The organism is Synechocystis sp. PCC 7509 (assembly GCF_000332075.2).
Classification (GTDB): Bacteria; Cyanobacteriota; Cyanobacteriia; order Cyanobacteriales; family Chroococcidiopsidaceae; genus Aliterella.
Genome location: NZ_ALVU02000001.1, coordinates 2787647 through 2806174 on the forward strand (window position 1 = coordinate 2787647; position 18528 = coordinate 2806174).

The 18528-nt window shown below is 40.4% G+C and carries 13 protein-coding genes; 8 read left to right on the plus strand and 5 right to left on the minus strand.

Features of this window, described 5'->3' with window-relative positions; all coding sequences use genetic code 11:
- Positions 1-56 precede the first annotated feature (56 nt).
- Positions 57-668 carry an alpha/beta hydrolase gene (locus SYN7509_RS0213955; RefSeq protein WP_009633319.1) on the plus strand — a complete coding sequence of 204 codons (612 nt, stop codon included), beginning with the start codon at positions 57-59 and terminating at the stop codon, positions 666-668.
- Here SYN7509_RS0213955 and SYN7509_RS0213960 read toward each other — a convergent pair.
- From SYN7509_RS0213960 to SYN7509_RS0213970, 3 genes are read right to left on the minus strand one after another with little or no spacing between them, the layout of a single operon-like run.
- Positions 665-1579 carry a cation diffusion facilitator family transporter gene (locus SYN7509_RS0213960; protein WP_009633320.1) on the minus strand — a complete coding sequence of 305 codons (915 nt, stop codon included), beginning with the start codon at positions 1577-1579 and terminating at the stop codon, positions 665-667. The genes SYN7509_RS0213955 and SYN7509_RS0213960 overlap by 4 nt on opposite strands.
- Before the next feature lie 8 nt (positions 1580-1587).
- Complete coding sequence (locus SYN7509_RS0213965) at positions 1588-2619, minus strand: class I SAM-dependent methyltransferase (RefSeq protein ID WP_009633321.1); 1032 nt, start codon at positions 2617-2619, stop codon at positions 1588-1590.
- A gap of 38 nt (positions 2620-2657) precedes the next feature.
- Complete coding sequence (locus SYN7509_RS0213970) at positions 2658-4685, minus strand: cytochrome-c peroxidase (protein WP_009633323.1); 2028 nt, start codon at positions 4683-4685, stop codon at positions 2658-2660.
- An 827-nt stretch (positions 4686-5512) separates the two neighbouring features.
- Between SYN7509_RS0213970 and SYN7509_RS25940 the strand changes: the two genes are divergently transcribed.
- On the plus strand, positions 5513-6307 hold the full coding sequence (locus SYN7509_RS25940; protein ID WP_009633324.1) for a PEP-CTERM sorting domain-containing protein: 795 nt from the start codon (positions 5513-5515) through the stop codon (positions 6305-6307).
- A 15-nt stretch (positions 6308-6322) separates the two neighbouring features.
- On the opposite strand, the gene mscL is transcribed toward SYN7509_RS25940, so the two are convergent.
- Positions 6323-6760 (minus strand): large conductance mechanosensitive channel protein MscL, encoded by a 438-nt coding sequence (gene mscL / locus SYN7509_RS0213980; protein WP_009633325.1) that lies wholly within the window; start codon positions 6758-6760, stop codon positions 6323-6325.
- A 102-nt stretch (positions 6761-6862) separates the two neighbouring features.
- Positions 6863-8512: a DUF3352 domain-containing protein gene (locus SYN7509_RS0213985; protein ID WP_009633326.1), complete on the minus strand. Its 1650-nt coding sequence runs from the start codon at positions 8510-8512 to the stop codon at positions 6863-6865.
- A gap of 334 nt (positions 8513-8846) precedes the next feature.
- Here SYN7509_RS0213985 and nrdJ point away from each other — a divergent pair, with 334 nt between their 5' ends.
- The 6 genes from nrdJ (at position 8847) to SYN7509_RS0214020 (ending at position 18526) form a co-directional block, all read left to right on the plus strand.
- Positions 8847-14411, plus strand: coding sequence for a ribonucleoside-triphosphate reductase, adenosylcobalamin-dependent (gene nrdJ / locus SYN7509_RS30710; protein WP_009633327.1), 5565 nt, complete (start codon positions 8847-8849; stop codon positions 14409-14411).
- An 84-nt stretch (positions 14412-14495) separates the two neighbouring features.
- Positions 14496-14717, plus strand: a complete 222-nt coding sequence (locus SYN7509_RS0214000) for a hypothetical protein (RefSeq protein WP_009633328.1) — start codon at positions 14496-14498, stop codon at positions 14715-14717.
- Between the two features lie 263 nt (positions 14718-14980).
- Positions 14981-15271: an RNA recognition motif domain-containing protein gene (locus SYN7509_RS0214005; protein WP_009633329.1), complete on the plus strand. Its 291-nt coding sequence runs from the start codon at positions 14981-14983 to the stop codon at positions 15269-15271.
- Positions 15272-15609: 338 nt separating this feature from the next.
- Complete coding sequence (locus SYN7509_RS0214010) at positions 15610-16977, plus strand: MATE family efflux transporter (protein ID WP_009633330.1); 1368 nt, start codon at positions 15610-15612, stop codon at positions 16975-16977.
- 47 nt (positions 16978-17024) lie between these two features.
- A complete protein-coding gene (locus SYN7509_RS0214015) occupies positions 17025-17564 on the plus strand; it encodes a methyltransferase domain-containing protein (protein ID WP_009633331.1) in 540 nt (179 codons plus the stop codon).
- Positions 17561-18526 carry a polysaccharide pyruvyl transferase family protein gene (locus tag SYN7509_RS0214020; protein ID WP_009633332.1) on the plus strand — a complete coding sequence of 322 codons (966 nt, stop codon included), beginning with the start codon at positions 17561-17563 and terminating at the stop codon, positions 18524-18526. The genes SYN7509_RS0214015 and SYN7509_RS0214020 overlap by 4 nt, the downstream gene beginning before the upstream one ends.
- Positions 18527-18528 lie beyond the last annotated feature (2 nt).

The window sequence follows — 18528 nt, forward strand, 5'->3', positions numbered from 1 at the left end:
TAGTTATTATTACAATAGATTAAGAGAATTTTTATAATAGGAGAAAGTCTCAGCCCATGCAAGTTATTAATATTGCGCCAACTACAGGTAAAAAACCTGCGGGTTTAGTTGTGGTTTTGCATGGCTGGGGTGCAAATGCTCAAGATTTGGCGACAGTTGTGCCTTTTTTGAATTTGCCTGATTATCAGTTTGTTTTACCAGATGCGCCTTTTAATCATCCTCAAGTAGCTGGCGGTAAAGCTTGGTACGATTTTCAAAAAAATAATCAAGGATATTATGAAAGCAAGCAATTATTAAACGATTGGCTGCAATCTCTAGAAAAAGAGACGAGTATTCCTTTGTCCAAGACAATTTTAAGTGGTTTTTCCCAAGGTGCGGCGATGACTTTGGATGTTGGGTTGCATCTACCATTGGCGGGTTTAGTCGCATTAAGTGGTTATTTGCATCCAATTACAGAATCACCAATTAGCCATATTTCGCCGATTTTGCTAGTACATGGTAGACAAGATTCGGTTGTTCCCCTGATTGCCGCCCAAAAAGCGCGAGATAGTTTGCTTACTATGGGCGCAAAAGTACAGTATCAAGAATTTGATATGGGTCACGAAATTCGCCCCGAAGTTATTGCTTTAATTCGCACATTTATTGTGGCGCAACAAAAAGTTTCTTAGCTGTGTTCTGGAAAACGGTCTAAGCCTTGATCTTCCCAGGATACCGGATCTTCTAAGGGTTCTAAATGGGTAATGATGTGCGTGCTAGGTAAAGCCCTACTAATTGCTAGTTCAATTTCTTCAGATAAGTCATGTCCGCGCTGCACCGTCCATTCTCCAGGGACAAGGATATGGAAAGAAACGAAGCGGCGCGAACCTGCAACGCGCGATCGCATAGCATGAAATAATATGCCTTGGCGGTCGTAAGGTGCTAGCAAATCGGTAATAATTTTTTGGTCGGATAGGGGTAGCGCAGTATCTAATAATCCATACCCAGTCTCTTTTAAAAGTCTAAACCCTGCCCAAACTATATTTGCAGCAACAATTATGGCAATAATTGGATCTAAAATTAGCCATCCGGTTAGTTGTACTAACAATAAACCAACTACCACCCCTACGGATGTCCAAACATCTGTAAGTAAATGGTGCGCGTCTGCTCTTAAAGTAATCGATCTTAAGCGTTTTCCCGCCCGTAATAAAATAAACGCTACTCCTCCATTAATAGCGGCGGCGATTAAAGAAAGAACTAAACCCAAGTCTACTTTTTGGATAGGTTGAGGGTCGATTAATCTACTTAAGGCAGCTACACCAATACTTAGGGCAGCAACTAGGATTAACGCCCCTTCTAAGCCACTAGAAAAGTATTCCGCTTTAGAATGACCAAAAGTGTGTTCTTCGTCGGGTGGTTGGGCGGCGAGAGTGAGCGCCCACACTGCTACAACGGCGGCGACTAAGTTTACAACTGATTCGGCGGCATCGGAAAACAAACTTACAGAGTTTGTAAGTAAGTAAGCGCCAAACTTTAAACCGATAGTTGCGATCGCCGCAGCAATCGATAAAATAGCATAGGAACGAGCAGATTTGTGACTCATAGCATTATCTACAATTTACGGGCAATTATCGTTCTATGACGGGGCGTATTGCTAACAATTGTAGGAGTTGCAAAGCCAGCAGCAGCTAAAGCGCTCTCAATATCTAAACTAAAATAATCGTCTAAATAGGGTTCGGTACTTTTGAGCAAAGTTAAGATATAAGGCGGCATTTTTGCATAGATTTCCGATTTAGGATTCATATCCATAATTGTCAAATACCCACCCGGCTTTAATAACCTTTGCGCCTCCTGGAATATTTGCCCTGTAGCCGATTGGGGCAATTCGTGAAACATCAGAAAACTCGTTACTAAATCAAAAGAATTAGCCGCTAATGGTGTGGCTTCGGCGGTGGAGTGAACCCAGTTTATATTTGTATCGCGCTCCAGCGCGGAGTATTTGGCAACGGCGAGAAAGTAAGGAGATAAATCTAACCCCGTAATTGCTGCATGGGGGTAAACTTCTTGTAATGCAAAGGTACTCATCCCCACACTACAGCCCAAATCGAGAATAGTTTGGGGAGTTGTGGGAATTTCCCTCGTAATAATTTCATGATAGCTAGAACGTAAAAGGCGATCGCCTTTAGCGCCAGATTCCTTCCAAATCCCTGCATGAACAGCATGGGCTGCAACTTCTACTTCTAAGGCTGCTTCCCAATTGAGATTTCCTTGTTCGTAAGCATGAAAAGATTTGAGGTAATAATCGGGGTAGGCAATTTGCGGATTTTGAACTTGGGCTAAATCAGTTTCCCAATCGCGGGTTTTTAATTCTTGTACTCTTTTTGTCCAAGGTACACCGATTTTTTCTGCCCGTTTAATCATCATTTGCCTTGCTTGGTGCTTGGCTAAGTTTGCCAAAGGTTTAATTGCCAGTACCCTATTTACCAAGCGCGAAGCTAACCCAGGATTATTATCTACAGTCGCCGTCATAATAAAAGCTGCTAAATTATCTGTTCTTATTTTGCAAGCATTAGCGCCTGTTTGCACAAAGAAAAATCCGCGATCTCTAAAAGCATCGCGGATTAAAAGCAGATTCATAATCATTTTCTGTAGGGGCGCAATGCCTTGCGCTCCCTACAACTCTACGAATTACTTGCCAAGAAATTAGTTAAAGGTGTACCACCATTACGCCCAACGGCGGGAATTTCTCGCATTTCTGTTATTGCTTTACCAGCACTATCTTTAATAATCGCTGTTCCCGTGCCAGAATGTCCATTAGTAACAAACAGTTGAGGATGGTCAAAGGGTGCTTTTTGGTAACGGACTCGCTCATCGGTTAATCCTTTCATAAAGGCAACAAGAGCATCTTTTTCCTCATTACTCAGTCCCAAGTTCTCAATATCTGGATCGAGATCGTCGATATTTTGCTCGTGGAAGTCACCACCGCGATTATAGAAATCAACTACTTGACGCAGTGTCAATTGTCCGCCGTTATGGAAATAAGGGGCTGTAAGCTCTACATTTCTTAGTCCTGGCGTTTTAAAAGCTCCATCGGCGGCTACGCGCTCGTTAGGACTTACTGGCGGTTCGAGGTGAGGATCGTTAAACTTTCCTTGTTGAGCTAGACGCGATTCCGATAAAGGATTGCCAAAAGGATCTTTACCTCCTACGCCTAAATCTTCTCTAGTTGGTCTTACGCCAATGTTATAAAAACCGTTGTCGTAAACTGCAACTTCATTGTTGCCCATGACCATGCGCTCAAGTCTTTCTTTTTTAACATTTTTGACGGAGGCGTTGGTAAATTCTGCGCCACCATGACAGCTAATACACTTAGCTTTGCCTTCAAATAGCTCTTTTCCAAGCTTCTGTTGGCTAGTTAAAGCATTAGAATTACCATCAAAGTATTTGTCAATCGGTGCATCGTTGGAAACTAACGTTGATTCGTACATCTGTACCGCTAGTCCAAAAAATAATGGAAAATTGTACTCCATTAACGAAAACTGCGTAGCCGAATTAGGATCGGATGCTCCCACTAGCCCCGTAAAGGTTGGCTTACCATTGGTATCAATAGTAATAATGCGATCGCTATTCCACCACTGAGGTCTAAAAGCAGCTTGCACTAAGGTTTTGTACTTCGACCTAACCCCTGGCATGGGCGACTTACTATAAGTACCTAGTATGCTGTCATCAGGATGTACTTTTTGCTTGTTCAAAGGAATTAAAGGCAGCATTTTCTTACCAAGTAAACTAAATGGCTTGCCTTTAAAGGACATTTCAACTTCACTTACAGGTGGCCCTACAGCTTGGGAAGCAAGACTAGCATTATTTAAACTAATCTGCACCTCTTTCAAGTCTCCAAAGGCTTCAGCTTTAATCACTTTGGCATTAACATCTCTAGCGCCAAAAGGGTTAACGCCATTAAAGTCATTTTGCGCTCTACCATCCCAGAAGTTGCGGAAGTTGAAGACGGCATTAATTGCACTAGGCGAATTGCGGGCGGTGACTCGTAGTAAGTTTGTGTTGTCAACGTTGAATACTGGATCTACTACTGGAACGCCTGCTTCTTGGGCTTTACGCAGAAAAATGTTGGAAAATATGAAGCCAAATAGCCCTTGGGAGCCTGTAACATCGTTACTATCAGATATTACTTCTGACTTGCGATTGTTGATGTCTGCAAGTTTGTGAAATGGGTAGTCACCGGGTTTAAGTTGGTAGTTTAGCCCGCCAATCTCAAAGTTGGTGTCTGGGTTAGGGCTACCATCAGCATTGACTCTCAGTAAACCAGGGCTAAGTTGATGTTTTGAGCGGTTGTCTGCGCCAGCGTGGAAGTGGCAACTAGCGCACGATTGAATGTTATCGCTGCCAGTTTGCATATCCCAAAACAGTGATTTTCCCAAAACCAAGGCTGCGGTTTTATCGCTAATAAATTCTCCTAAATTTGAAGGTTCGGGAATTGATACGGTTTTTAGGGATGTTAAGGGCTGTGATGGTGCTACTGAAGGCACTTCTTGCGCTTGTAATGCTGAAGACATACTTTGCCCCACGATCGCGGCGATCGCAAACAACACTACTATTTTTAGTCGTTTTTTGAGTAAATTTGATACTGCTATTTTTAGCCAATCGAAGATTGAAGTCCCTCTTAGAGGTCTTCTTTTTGGGTATTTATTCATGTTTTACTTTTACTTTTAGCTGATAGGTAGGTCTTGTGGCTTTATGTTGTTTTTACTCACAACCATTGCAGTTGTTTCAGATATCAAACTGTGAAACCTGTGTAAATCACAATTTTTGGCACTTAAAACTATTCAGTATTAATACTGGTAGCGCTCTATGTACTCTCCAAGTTCCTAAGTAATCGTTATTTACTCAAACCTAGTTTTAGGTTTGAGTGCATTTTTTGTATAAACCATGTAAAAAGTATTTTAACCGTCTCAGTAAAAATACTAGGTTTGTAAATTGAATGTACCATCAAGCATTTAAGTTTGAAAATAGTCTTTACAAAAAAAAGTCATAAAAACTACATTGTATTAATTAGATAAAATATTTTTTCAAAAAAGACAATTATATTTTTTAGTGCAACTGTCTGTAAATGAGTTTTTGGCGGCAAATTTCCTAACTAAAAACTGAAATTACTAAATAAAAGAATTAGCACCTCTTGTTTCCTAGCTATGCCAACGTAAATATTTATACTTTGCTTTAAGCTAACTTTATATAAGTAAGTATGTATTTAAGTACAATTTTTTACGTAAGCTCTAAGAGCAGTAAGCAATATGACGTAAAAAATTGAAGTATTATTAATAACTTAATTTATATTTTTTTAGTGAATTTACTTAGAAATACTGGCGGATAAAATCAAGGGTATGCCAAGCTGCTACACAGATGATTACTGAAGACATTATCTCAGCAATATCCGCAAATTTTAAGTATTTATTAATACCTTAAAATTTTTGCCGCACTAATTAGTTCGTTCCCATATACACCTATTTAGGGAAATTTTCGTATGCTTACTTTTAAATTTGTCCAGCATTCTGCCGTAGCAGGTATTGTGGGTTTACTGGGGCTATTGAATGCTCATAGCTCTCAAGCGGGGGTTATGAATGGTGATTTTGAAGATGGATTTGCAGGGTATAGCACCATCGGTGACACGATTGTTCATACAGGCTCTTTTGAGAGCAATTATGGCGGGGGACATTCTGAAGCCGTAATATCAAACACCCCAGGAGCGGAAGTTGATTTCACTTTTTCCGGTAATCCTGCTGTATCTACCGCCAACCTAGAAACATTCTTAGGATTGAGTGCAGGCAGTTTTGATGCGATCGCCAGTGATAGTGTAATAGAGGGTTCGGCAATCCAACAAACTTTCTATGGCAATGCCAACGATATTTTGTCCTTTGATTTTCAGTTTCTTACGGATGAAGATGTATTTGCAGGCTCTAACCGTCCCAACGCTAACTTCAACGACCTTGCCTTTTTTACAGTGCAATTTAACAATTCGCCAGCTTATATATTTCAATTAGCTGACACTTTTTCTAATTTTTCTAACTCCAATACACCTTTTATCTATGAAACCAATGGTCAAAATACAGCTTTGTCTCTAGCGCAAAGTGGGTACTACACAATAGGGTTTGGCGTTCTAGATGTAGGTGACGAAAGTTTTGCTTCTAGCTTGTTACTTGATAATATCGGAGTTACTTCTAGCGAACCTGTCCCCGAACCAGCTACTATGCTAGGTTTGACAGCTTTTAGCTTTGGGGCATTTATGAAACGTCGCCAAAAACAAAAAGCAAAAGCGTAATCAAAAGCAAAATTATTAAGCTTGTCGCGATTCGATAGTAGTTGTCAGTCTCTCTAAAGCGCTAGTTAATCTCTCTTGAGAAATCATTGCCGGATCGGGGGGGGCTGCTTCTGCGGCGGCGGCGGCTTCCCCACTGCGAACAAATTTTCTTTGGGCTTTTTCAAAGGCTCGAATGAGGAGGAAAATACAGAAAGCAATTACTAAAAAATTGATAATTGCCGCTAGAAATACACCGTATTTGATGCCATTGATTGACAAAAGCTGCAAGTCTTCAACCCTAGCAGCTTTCAATGCAGGGGTTAAAAGTACCGGGGTAATAATATCTTCTACTAAAGAAGTGATAATCTTACCAAATGCGCCGCCGATAATTACAGCAACGGCTAAATCGATGACATTACCGCGCATCAAAAATTTGCGAAAATCGGCTACAAATCCACTGTTAGCACTGCTCATAAGGTTTTGAGTCCTAATTTAGGTTCAATCAGGGGATTATACAGTTTTTTTGTTCAATCGCTAAAGAGATCGCAATAACTTAATATTTCCGCCTCCATAAGGCTATTTGCTACTTGGTTTTAAGGCTAACAACAGCTCAAATTGGCTAGTAGAATTATTGGGGCTACTGGCGCTCATGCCAATACCGCGAATCGAATCTAAAATAGCTTTGGCTTCTGGGGTAATAGCACCTGCTTGGGCGTTAGCGTTGATTAAGGCTACAGTTTTATCCATATCTAGATAAAAGTACCCAGCATTCGATTTAGGTAAAGAACTTGTAGCCGCCTTAAAACTATCGCTGGTAGTTAATAACTGACTTGGCTTGGTTGCCACTACATCGGCAATTGGCCCGCCAAAAGCAATAAACACTGTATCTTTATCTAACCATCCATGCCCTAATAGTGCGCCTTGTCCTGGTACTGTCCATTCTGTTACCGCCGTTGCCCCAATGTTTCTGGGTGCGATGCCGATAAAAGAGGTTTTAGCAATACCATCCAACTTAGTTAAAGTAGCTTCGGCGGTAGGGCGGTTTGTAGTATCAATTAATAATGCGCCACCAAAGCCAATCGGTGCGAGGAGTCCTTGTTTGGAAGCAATAGCGGCGATTGCAAACTCCCCATCCATCCAGCCAAAAATATCTTTATCTAAATCTAGATTGTAGTTTTGTAGTTGGACTCTAGCTAAATCTAAGCCCAAACTTACTTGAGGAATATCTTTTGCTTGTTTGCTAAAAGCCAGCCAACTTTTGCTAATTCCCGCGCCAGTAATTAAAGCTATGGTTTCGGCGGGTAGAATATTTACTAACTTTCCTGAAGACGCTTGATACTGATTTTTTAATAATTGCGAATCTACATCAGCAAGAACTTTTAGCCGCATTCCATCGTTATCTACTCCCACACCCGCAATTACAGATTTGATTTGTTTTAACTGCGCCAAAGTTTCGGGGGAAATTTGCGAGGCATTGGGGCTACTAGCAATTAGTTGTTCTACGACTGCGCCATAATCGGGAAGATAAACTTGCGCGATCGGGTTAGTTAAATCTATACCTTTAGCTAACAGGCTATTTGCACCTTTTTTAGTAGCAAAAGATGGTTCGCCCTTAAAAGTATCAATGGCTTTTTGTACGCCAATTTTCTCTGGGGCAACTACTACATACTCGTTATTTAAAATGCTGCTGTAAACTGGAGCGCTAGAACCTTCAATACTTTCAGTAATTTTTTGTCCTTTATATTCTGTCTCAGTGTTTTTAACGTTTTTGCGCTCTTTTAGCTTATTCGCAAAATTTAAGGCATTTACTTTGTCTTTGATTTTTACGACCATTAGCACATTAAAGCTTTCTGCTTTGGTCTGAGTTGGTTTTGTTGAATTTGGGGGCAAAACTGCAATCATTACACCACCAACCCAAGGTTTTAGGTCTTTTTCGTAATCGATGTTAGATTCGGCTAAAGCTTGTTTATTAGCGTCTTGTAAGCTTTTGTTGATTAAGTTTTTGGCTTCAGGAGTGCCAAATTTTTGCAATTGCTCCCAAGCTTTAGAATCGGGGGAGATAAAGCTTGCCATGAGCGCTTCATCGGGAACAATTTTTGCACTAGCTAAAGGACTTGCACCGTCTCCAAGCCCGCCACGAAAATAAACGTAAGCAGCGATTCCACTAGCTACAACTACCGCCGTAGCTAGGGCTGGAAATAAAAAATTAGATTTTTGTGCTGACATTTCAATTAAATTTAATAAGTTGTGACTACGCGACTATAGCTTTACTTCACAAGCCGCAGCCAAAAATCCGCAAACCATGAGCGATCGCTATTTTGACAGCTTGACTTTTAGCAGAGGCTCTTTAGTTTTAGTATTCCCGAATTATTTGTAAATCTATAGCGATGCTCAAGCAAATACTTCTCCTATGGGCGGCAAAAAGTCAAGACTTTTGGGTAGAGGCGAATAGAGAAAGCCTCTATCTATAGCGCAAAAATCTAAATATTTCAATTCTTGTCCGCTATATCTAAATGCCGTATAGTCTTAAGTCTGTCCTTCAAAATATCAGACTTTTCCTATGGTGAGAGATTTAGAGCGGGTGCAAAAAAGTAATAAGTTTCCTGAATCTGCCCCGGCTGGCGAAGCGGTATTTTATCGGACTTACAGCCGTCGTCAGAGTACCGGAAGGGAATCTTGGCAACAAGTAGGCGATCGCATTCTCGATGGATTAGTAAGTTTAGGTAAGCTTACCCCCGAAGAAGCCGCTTTAACTGCCAAAATGCAGCAACAACTCAAATCTCTCTCTAGCGGTCGTTGGCTGTGGGTAGGTGGGACGCAATGGCTAGAAAAGCCAGAGAATTTTTCCGGTGCGTACAATTGTACTAGCACAAATGTATTAGATTGGCGAGCTTTTGGGCTGATGATGGATTTGGCAATGATGGGTTGCGGCACGGGCGCAGTGCTAGAACCTAAGTATATTAACCAATTGCCAGCAATTCGCAATCGCTTGAAAGTTGAGTTACAGGGGAAAATCGGTACAACTCCAGCCTCATCACGGCGGGAGAAAACAGAAATTAATATTAATAACAATATTGTTACAATTTACGTCGGCGATAGCCGTGCTGGGTGGGTTAAGTCTTATCAAACTTTATTAGAACTTTCCAGCGATGAAAGATTTACAGGGGACGTAATAGTTCAAGTAGTTATTGATGATATTCGCGGCGAAGGAGAGCGTTTAGAAGGCTTTGGCGGCGTTGCTAACCCGGTTAAACTACCGACATTGTACGATCGCTGTGCCAGTATCCTCAACAAGGCTATAGGACGACAATTAAATTCAGTGGAATGCTGTTTATTAATCGATGAAGCGGCTGTAGTCGTTGTTGCAGGAAATGTCAGAAGATGTATCGCTTACGGGGAAAGGGTTTCAGCAATTTCGGGGATGAAGCCGATTCAAGATATTGCCATCGGTGAATTGGTGCTGACTTCTTCTGGAGAATACAAACCCGTTACGGATAAGTTTCTGCAAGGAGTACAAGATGTAGTCGAGATTCGGACTCCCGAAACTTCTATTCGTTGTACTGCCAACCATCGCGTTGCTGTTTACAATGGCTTGCAATCTTATACTTGGAAATATGCGGGTGAATTACGATCGGGCGATCGCCTAATTTCTGTTCCCCACCGCAAAGGAATACCCTGTTCTACGGCTGATTATGCTTGGCTGGTGGGATTCTTTATTGGTGACGGTCATGCAGATATTGCTTCTTTAAAGCGTCGTAACGGTGGCGGCGGATGCGTTACTTTTGCCTTTTCTAAAGCGCGACTAAACGGCGCTCTCGGTCAAAAATGCCTCCGTATTCTCCAAAGTCTGGGTTACACACCAGCGATCGCTCTAAACGAGAATCACGCCTGGATTAAAGTTCACCGCAAACAATTAGCTGACGAACTCATTGCGTACAAACAACCTTGGAAAACTCCTGTAATTCCCGAATTCGTTTGGTTGGGAACGGAAGAAATTCGGGGTGCTTTTCTGGCGGGTGTGTCCGATGCTGATGCTGGCCCATCGCGGAATGTTTTATTGCACTCCAACAAACTAGAATTTTTACGTCAAGTTCAAAAGTTAGCTTTATCTTTAGGAATTGCCACAACCTTACACGAACGCAGCCCAAAAAGGATCGGAGGTCGCGATACCGTTTATAAGGGTTGTCATTGGCTAAAAATTCGGGGAATTCAGTCTCAAGTCAATGCAGTTGCTCTCGTAAACCCATACATGGGGCGTACGGGATTCCAGATTTACGGACAGAAAAAAAACGGATTGAGTTTGCCCCATCAGTTCATTGAAGAAGCAATGGTTAGCGGTTGGAGAGCTACAACTGTTAGCGAAACTAAGAACATTATTAAACCCAGCCATCAAGGTGGTTCAATGCGCGATGCCAACTGGGATACTTTGCTCTCTGAGGGCATTGTTAATCCTCATTGGCTACCCTTAGAAGTGCAATTAGTTGTACCCGCAGGACAAGCTGAAACCTTCGATATTGAAGTTGAGAGCGATGGCGAATTTATTGCCAGTGGTTTGCTGGTGCATAACAGCGCCGGGATGCGCCAGGGGGTAAGCGAAGACGAGTTATTTGCTAATGCTAAGGGCAATTTATGGAGTCAAGATGAAAATGGTAATTGGCGCATAGATCCCGAAAGAGATGCGTTAAGAATGGCAAACCATACAAGAGTATTTCACCGCAAACCCACCGAGGAGGAATGTATTAATGCTGTAAGACAACAGTATTATTCAGGAGAAGGGGCGATTCAATGGGCGGGAGAAGCGATCGCACGGGCAAATGTAGATATAGTAAATACTCCCGAACTAAAAAAAGATTTTCTCAAAACCTACACAAATTCCGAAGCATCGGCGGCGGATTGGTTGCTTAGTCGCGCTCCCCAAATGCCAGCAACAGAAGTAGAACATCGGCTTTCTAGATATGCTTTAAATCCTTGCGTTACTTCAGATACTTGGATTCATACAGAAATTGGTGCAAAGCAAGTTAAGGATTTAATCGGCGTACAACATGGTACTTATGTTAACGGCGAATTATTTAGTACAACGTCTCAAGGATTCTTTTTTACAGGAGTTAAGCCTGTAGTTAAGTTGCGGACAAAAGAAGGTTATAGCCTGCGACTCACAGAAAATCATCAACTGTTAAAAATCACCGCCCAAACTCAAAATAGTCAGTATACAGAATGGGTTGAAGCGGGTGCATTGCAAATAGGCGATCGCATTTCAATCCACAATCACCGAGAATTGCGACCTTGGGATGGAAAAGGGACAAAAGACGAAGGCTGGCTATTAGGTAACTTGGTAGGCGATGGCTGTTTCAGTCATAATCCTGCAAATTATAGTTATCAGGCTCATTTGAGATACTGGGGTGATAGCCAAGTAGAGATGAAAGAGTATGCTCTTGGTTTGGTTAAAAACTCTGTTCAAAGTAGTAACAAATTACAGGGAGTTTACAGCAAACAACATAAGTATTATCAAGTAAGTTCTGCGGGTTTAGCCGGGCTTGCTCGTAATTATGGAATCACCATTAGACACAAAACAATTACACCCGAAATAGAGCAAGCAAGTTTTAATTTCTACTGTGGTTTTCTGCAAGGAATATTTGATGCTGATGGTAGTGTCCAAGGTACGCAAGAGAAAGGTACAAGCATTCGATTAGCTCAAAGCAATTTGCCATTACTTGAAGCTGTACAAAGAATGCTACTGCGCTTAGGAATTGCCTCTAGTATTTATCAAAATCGCCGATTAGAAGGCGTAAGAATGCTACCAGATTCTAATCGGGAACTAGCAGAATACTTTTGCAAGGCACAACATGAATTAGTTGTAGCTAATGATAATATTGTTACCTTCCAAAAGCTAATTGGATTTGCTGAACCCAAAAAAGCTGAACGTTTACAAAGTTTGTTGTCAGGATACAAGCGAAATATTAACCGCGAACGTTTTAGCGTCACAATATCCAGCATTGAATCTGACGGTCAAGAAGCTGTTTATGATTGTACGGTTCCTGGTGTAGCAAGATTTGATGCGAATGGTTTAGTTGCTCACAATTGCGGTGAAGTAATCGGCGCTAATTTTCACTGCGTTTCGGGAGAAACTCAATTAATTACCCGCGATAGCATCCACAAAATTAAAGATGTAGTCGGAGAACAAATCGAAATTTGGAACGGTAAGCGCTGGAGTAAAGTAGTACCTTTCCAAACCAATATAGAACAAAAGTTATATAGAGTTCGCTTTGCTGATGGTTCTTACTTAGATGCTACAGAGTACCATCGCTTCTTTGTCAAAGATAGATTTGGTAAAGAATACAAAGAGGTACAAACCAAAGACTTATTAAGTTACAGCAAGTACAGTATCCACACAGAACCTTTTACTATTGATTACCTTGATGGAGTTAAGGTAGATCCAGCCTATGCTTACACTCTAGGCGTAGCCGTAGGTGATGGCACAATAGATAGTAATGGTAATGCAAAAATCCGTTTTTATGAGAAAAAGGCGGAACTTGTGGTTGCAGGGAAAAAATCCCCCGCAAGAAACTACAGTTACTTACCTACCTTTGTAGATGTTACAGATTTAGGGTTTTCAGGGGAACTATTACAGCGATTAAAAAATGACCCAGACTCGTTAAATGCGATCGCGTGTTGGCACAAAAAAGCTATCCTGTCCTTTATTGCTGGACTTGCAGACACTGATGGCTCTAACACTGATAGCAACGGCATTAGAATCTATGTTTCCGATTACCAAAGGGCAAATCGTTTACAACTTCTCTTGGCTAAATGTGCGATTAGGTCGTCTGTAAATATCATGGCACGACGTGCAGATACAACAAATTTAGGTCAAAGAGCCAAAGATTTGTACTATTTGCAAATTACTGATTGTGGGGAAATTCCTTGTCAGCGTTTAGATACAACCAAAGGACATAAGCCTACAAATAAAGGCAAATGGCAAATTATTCAAAGCGTTGAAGAATTACCAGGACAACACGATACTTATTGTTTCAACGAACCAGAATTTAACAAAGGTGTTTTTGGCAATACGTTAACAGGAAACTGCAATCTTGCGGAAATTCACCTCAATCAAATCGACCCCCACAACTACCAAGAACAAAAAGATGCTTTTACCGCCGGAGCGCTTTCGGTTGCTTCTTTATTGAACCATCAATTTATTGAAGAAAGATACCAATCTTCGCGGGAATTAGATCCTATTGTGGGCGTATCTTTTACCGGATTATTTGACTTTTTTGTCAATGCTTTTGGTACGCAGTGGCTGCGCTGGTGGGAAGCTGGAAGACCGCAAACCGAGGCAGGATTGGAGTTTAAACAGCAAGAAGAAGCCTATTTAAGTCGGTGGAAAGAAATTGTTAATGAGGTAGTGTGGCACTATTGCGACGAGCATAATCTTAAGCGCCCAAATCGCTGTACAACGGTGCAACCATCCGGCACAAAATCTTTACTCACAGGCGCGTCTCCGGGCTGGCATCCCCCCAAAGCCCAACGTTTTATTCGCCGAATCACTTTTCGCAAAAACGACCCCGTAGCCTTGGCTTGTATTGATTACGGCTACAATATTGTGCCTTCGCAATCTGATAAAGATGAAAATGGCAACTTGCTAAACAATCCTTTTGACGATCGCTGTACAGAATGGCTTGTAGAAATTCCCGTTGCTGTACCTTGGGCAGATTTTCCTGGAGCGGATGAAATAGAGATTAGTCAGTTTAGCGCGGCGGCTCAGATGGACTTTTATATGCAGGTGCAAAAGTATTATGTCGCTCATAATACCAGCGCCACTATTGAGCTAAGAGAACACGAAATTGAAAGCTTGGGGACGCGCATTTACGAAGCAATCCGCGATGACGAGGGTTATATTTCTGCGGCTTTATTGGCTCGATTTGACGCGCATCAAACCTTCCCGCGTTTACCTTTTGAACCGATTACTAAGGAAACTTACGATCGCTTAATGCAGGAAGTAAAAAGCCGCCGCCAAACCGATGATTTTTACGCCGCGTTGAGTCGCTATGATTCTGGGGAAATGCCTGAAGCTGGTCCGGCGGGTTGCGATTCAGATAAATGTTTATTTGCGGCGGAAGAACCCAAGTAGATAAGCATTTTCCCTCAGAGGAGGAGTTAACGAGCCTTGCGAATACGTTAAAATTTCAGCCAATAGTACAAGGAGACTTAGATCATGTTTTTAGACGAACTAACACCCCTTTTTAAAGAATTGACTCAGCACCCAGTCTCGTTTTTAGGTGGGCTTTGCTCCGGCTTTTTGCGGCTCAACTTAAATGACGACCCAGTTAAAAGTTGGCTTTCTCAGCAAGGCGGCACTACAGCTTATAGTAGTTTTAGTGTTGATGGCGATCGCAATGGCAATAGTAAAGGGCCTCAGTCTATTTCTATTGACTAATTATTTTTGGCGGTAAGCAGACGTTGCTTACCGCAATCAGTATTTTTGTATTCCAGATAACCTTGGAGTCAGGTAAAGATAAGCTATTATGGGGCGGTATGTTTAAGTTCAGCCGCATCTTTGGTCAAAATCTAGACTTGCTGACTATTTAACTAGACAAAAATCTAGACTTGCCATTGATTAATTTAGATAGATTTTATTAAGGTGTTATCTATCGGTCTGAAGCTTTTGCTAATCGTCTAGACTAAACTTGCGATCGCGTTATGACTATTTACGTTGGAAACCTCTCTTACCGTGCTACCGAAGAAGACTTAAGAACAGTATTTGCGGAGTACGGCGCAATCAAAAGAATTGTTTTGCCTACAGACCGAGAAACCGGACGGCTGCGAGGTTTTGCCTTTGTTGATATGAATGAAGATGCCCAAGAAGACACCGCCATTACCGAGTTAGATGGCGCAGAATGGATGGGCCGTCAGTTGAGAGTAAATAAAGCCAAGCCGAAAGAGGACAACCGACGGGAGGGCGGCGGAGTTTCTAGGAGAAGCGAATATTAAGTAAAATAGTTTTTCTCAGCACAGACTAAAACGCCATAGTATTGCACAGCCGACTTGCTAGGACAAATTAAGTAAATGTCCCAGCGAGTCGGTATTTTTGATGGGTTGGCGCGATCGCACTTTTTCAATAATTCAACTACAGTTTAGGTTCTAGTTGATAGTATAAATTAAGAATTTTTAGACAGTAATAAATAACACAAAGTCTTACTTAAGAGATGAAGTTGCAGAGATAATCTTGATAAAGCGATCGCTTTATATATTTTTTGGGAATACTAAAATTGTAGTTTGATTTATTTTCAACGCAATGATGCGATCTGCAAGCGATGTGGTTAAGTTAATTGATAATACGCGTAGTCAAAAATTTTCTTCAGGGTCATGATACGCCAGAAGGTCGCGGCAAGAAAAGAGTCCGCAAAGCTGCTCTAACTGGGGTAGCAACTTTGGCTGTTAGGGGAGTAACTATTGGCGCAGGTCTAATTTCAATTCCCCTCACAGCCCGTTATCTTGGCACTGAGCGCTTTGGTTTGTGGCTAACATTAAGTAGCTTACTAAGCTGGATTAGTATCGCCGATCTGGGATTGGCAAATAGCTTAACTAATGCACTGGCAACCGCCGATGGTAAGCAAAATCAGCAGCAGGCGCGGGAAGCAGTTTCTAGTGCTTTTTGGTTAATGATGGGTGTAATGGGCATAGTTATTCTAGTTTTTACTCTAGCTTACCCCTTAGTGCCTTGGGAAAAAGTATTTAATGTCACTTCAGAACAAGCCAAGGTAGAAGCCGGACTTGCTGTTTTAGCTGGCTTTATATTTTTTGCTCTACGTTTGCCTTTGTCGATTCCCAGCCGTATTTATGGGGCTTATCAAGAAGGATATTTTTATCAAATTTGGAGCGGTATAGGTAGTCTTTTATCAATAGTGGCTTTGCTGATAGCTATCAATTTTAAAGCTGGCTTACCGCAATTAGTGGGGGCTTTTTTTGGTACTTCATTATTAGCAGATTTATTAGCAGCAGTGCATATATTTGGTTGGCAACGACGCTGGCTAAAACCTAATATTCAAAACTTTAACTGGATAACATCAAAGTGGTTGCTTAAAACTGGGGCGCAGTTTTGGATTGTGCAAATAAGTGCGATCGCTTTTCTCCAAACCGATCTAATTATCGTTGCTCAGTTATTTGGAGCTAGTGCTGTTGCCAGCTATGGCGTTTTGCTCAAATTATTTTCAATAATTGGTATTGTCCAAACTGCTTTCCTTGCTCCTTTTTGGCCTGCTTACTGTGAAGCATTAGCTAAAAAAGATACTAATTGGATTTTTCAAACTTTTAAAAAATCTATATTTTTGAGCTTGTTATGGTCATGCCCTATGGGTATTTTGTTACTGTATTTAGCACCAAAAATAATTCAAGTATGGATTGGCTCGGAGTCCGTGCCAAAGGAGTCTTTAATTATAGCAATGCTATTTACAGTTATAATAAGCGCTATTGCTCAGTGTATTGGCACACTTTTAACTGGGATGAATCAAATTATGATTCAAGTTATTTGTGCTTCACTAGCAGCGACATTTAATATAGTAATTGCTATATCTTTAGCAAAGTTAATTGGTTTACCAGGGGTAGCGATCGCCACAGGAATAACATTATTTATATTCTCAATTTTAATCGGCGGTCTTTATATAAAAATCAAAATTAAAAATTTTGTCACTACATAACTCAAAACATACATTTTTATTACACAAACAAAAGTAAATTCACACTTATGTTAGAAAAAATACTTGCTAAATTTAAGTCAAATGATAGTCAGCTTTGGTCTAAAACAGAGGAATTTGATGCAAGCTGGAAAACCCGTATTGCTTTAATGGCATCTTATATAGACGTTCCAGGTACTGTAGCAGATTTTGGCTGTGGCATGATGTGGTTAGAAGCATACTTAAGCAAAGATAATCCTTACCTGCCAATTGACTATATTCAGCGAGATAGCCGCACCATTGTACTTGATTTGAATCGCGATTCTATCCCTAATTTGAATGCTGACATAGCATTTTTAAGTGGAATTCTAGAATATATAGAAGATTTAGATAGTTTTTTACAGCAATTAATTGAGTGTAAGTTCAAAAAAATATTAGTCTCTTATTGTACTATTGAAAATCTCAGTAGTATCAAAATACGTAAAAAATTAAATTGGGTAAGTCACGAATCAATTTTTATAATTCTCTCTGTTTTTTGTAAAAAATATACGTTGGTTCACATAGATCGTATAAGCAATAACACTATACTTATTTTTAATAATAAACTATGAAAATTTGTTTGTTCGATCCAGGAATAGAAAATCATACTGGTAAACCAAGCTCAAATTTAGGAGATTTAATTATTCAAGAAGCTGTTAATAGGGAAATCAACAATATATTTCCAAATAGCAATATTATTCGCTACTCAACGCAGCAGTTTTTAGAAAAATCTCATGTAACTGATATTGTTAGCTGTCCTTTAATTTTAGTTGGAGGAACTAATTTACTATCATCGCATATATTAAAATATCAACAGTGGAAATTGTCCCTTATTGATGCTATCCGAATAAAAAACGTTGTTTTACTAGGAGTTGGTTGGTGGCAATATCAAAAATCCCCCGACTTGTATACAAAGTTTTTTTTAACATCTGTTTTGAACAAAAATAAATTTCATTCAGTTAGAGATGATTACACAAAATCTATGCTAGAAACAGCAGGAATCAGAAATGTAATTAATACTGGATGCCCTACTATGTGGGGTCTTACAGATATGAAATCCGATGATATTCCCACTACTAAAGCTGATAATGCTCTATTAATGCTTACGGACTATTCAAAAAATATTGACTTAGACAAAAAGCTGATACAGCTATTAATTAATAATTATCAAAAAGTGTATGCTTGGCCTCAAGGAAGAAGCGATAAAGAGTATCTATCTAATTTGGGATTTTCTGGAATATTTTTAGATCATTCCTTACCTGCTCTTGATGAATTTCTTAATTCAAAAATATCTTTTGATTACATTGGGACAAGATTGCATGGTGGAATCAGATGTATTATGAATAAAAGACGCTCCTTAATACTGGAAATAGACAATCGTGCTAAAGAAATAGCCAAAAATACTGGACTTCCTACAATCAATAGAGCAGATTTTGACTATATTAAAAATTGGATTATACAAGGTTCAATTACAAAAATAAATATAGATCCATTTCCAATTAAACAATGGAAACAACAATTTTTAGTTAACTAGGA

Bases quoted from the DNA above. Each gene is read 5' to 3' on its own strand.
- SYN7509_RS0214005 (WP_009633329.1), top strand. From the start codon at position 14,981: ATGACTATTTACGTTGGAAACCTCTCTTACCGTGCTACCGAAGAAGAC.
- mscL (WP_009633325.1), bottom strand. From the start codon at position 6,760: ATGAGCAGTGCTAACAGTGGATTTGTAGCCGATTTTCGCAAATTTTTG.
- SYN7509_RS0214000 (WP_009633328.1), top strand. From the start codon at position 14,496: ATGTTTTTAGACGAACTAACACCCCTTTTTAAAGAATTGACTCAGCAC.
- SYN7509_RS0213970 (WP_009633323.1), bottom strand. From the start codon at position 4,685: ATGAATAAATACCCAAAAAGAAGACCTCTAAGAGGGACTTCAATCTTC.
- nrdJ (WP_009633327.1), top strand. From the start codon at position 8,847: ATGGTGAGAGATTTAGAGCGGGTGCAAAAAAGTAATAAGTTTCCTGAA.
- SYN7509_RS0213965 (WP_009633321.1), bottom strand. From the start codon at position 2,619: ATGATTATGAATCTGCTTTTAATCCGCGATGCTTTTAGAGATCGCGGA.
- SYN7509_RS0213955 (WP_009633319.1), top strand. From the start codon at position 57: ATGCAAGTTATTAATATTGCGCCAACTACAGGTAAAAAACCTGCGGGT.
- SYN7509_RS25940 (WP_009633324.1), top strand. From the start codon at position 5,513: ATGCTTACTTTTAAATTTGTCCAGCATTCTGCCGTAGCAGGTATTGTG.
- SYN7509_RS0213960 (WP_009633320.1), bottom strand. From the start codon at position 1,579: ATGAGTCACAAATCTGCTCGTTCCTATGCTATTTTATCGATTGCTGCG.
- SYN7509_RS0214015 (WP_009633331.1), top strand. From the start codon at position 17,025: ATGTTAGAAAAAATACTTGCTAAATTTAAGTCAAATGATAGTCAGCTT.
- SYN7509_RS0214020 (WP_009633332.1), top strand. From the start codon at position 17,561: ATGAAAATTTGTTTGTTCGATCCAGGAATAGAAAATCATACTGGTAAA.
- SYN7509_RS0213985 (WP_009633326.1), bottom strand. From the start codon at position 8,512: ATGTCAGCACAAAAATCTAATTTTTTATTTCCAGCCCTAGCTACGGCG.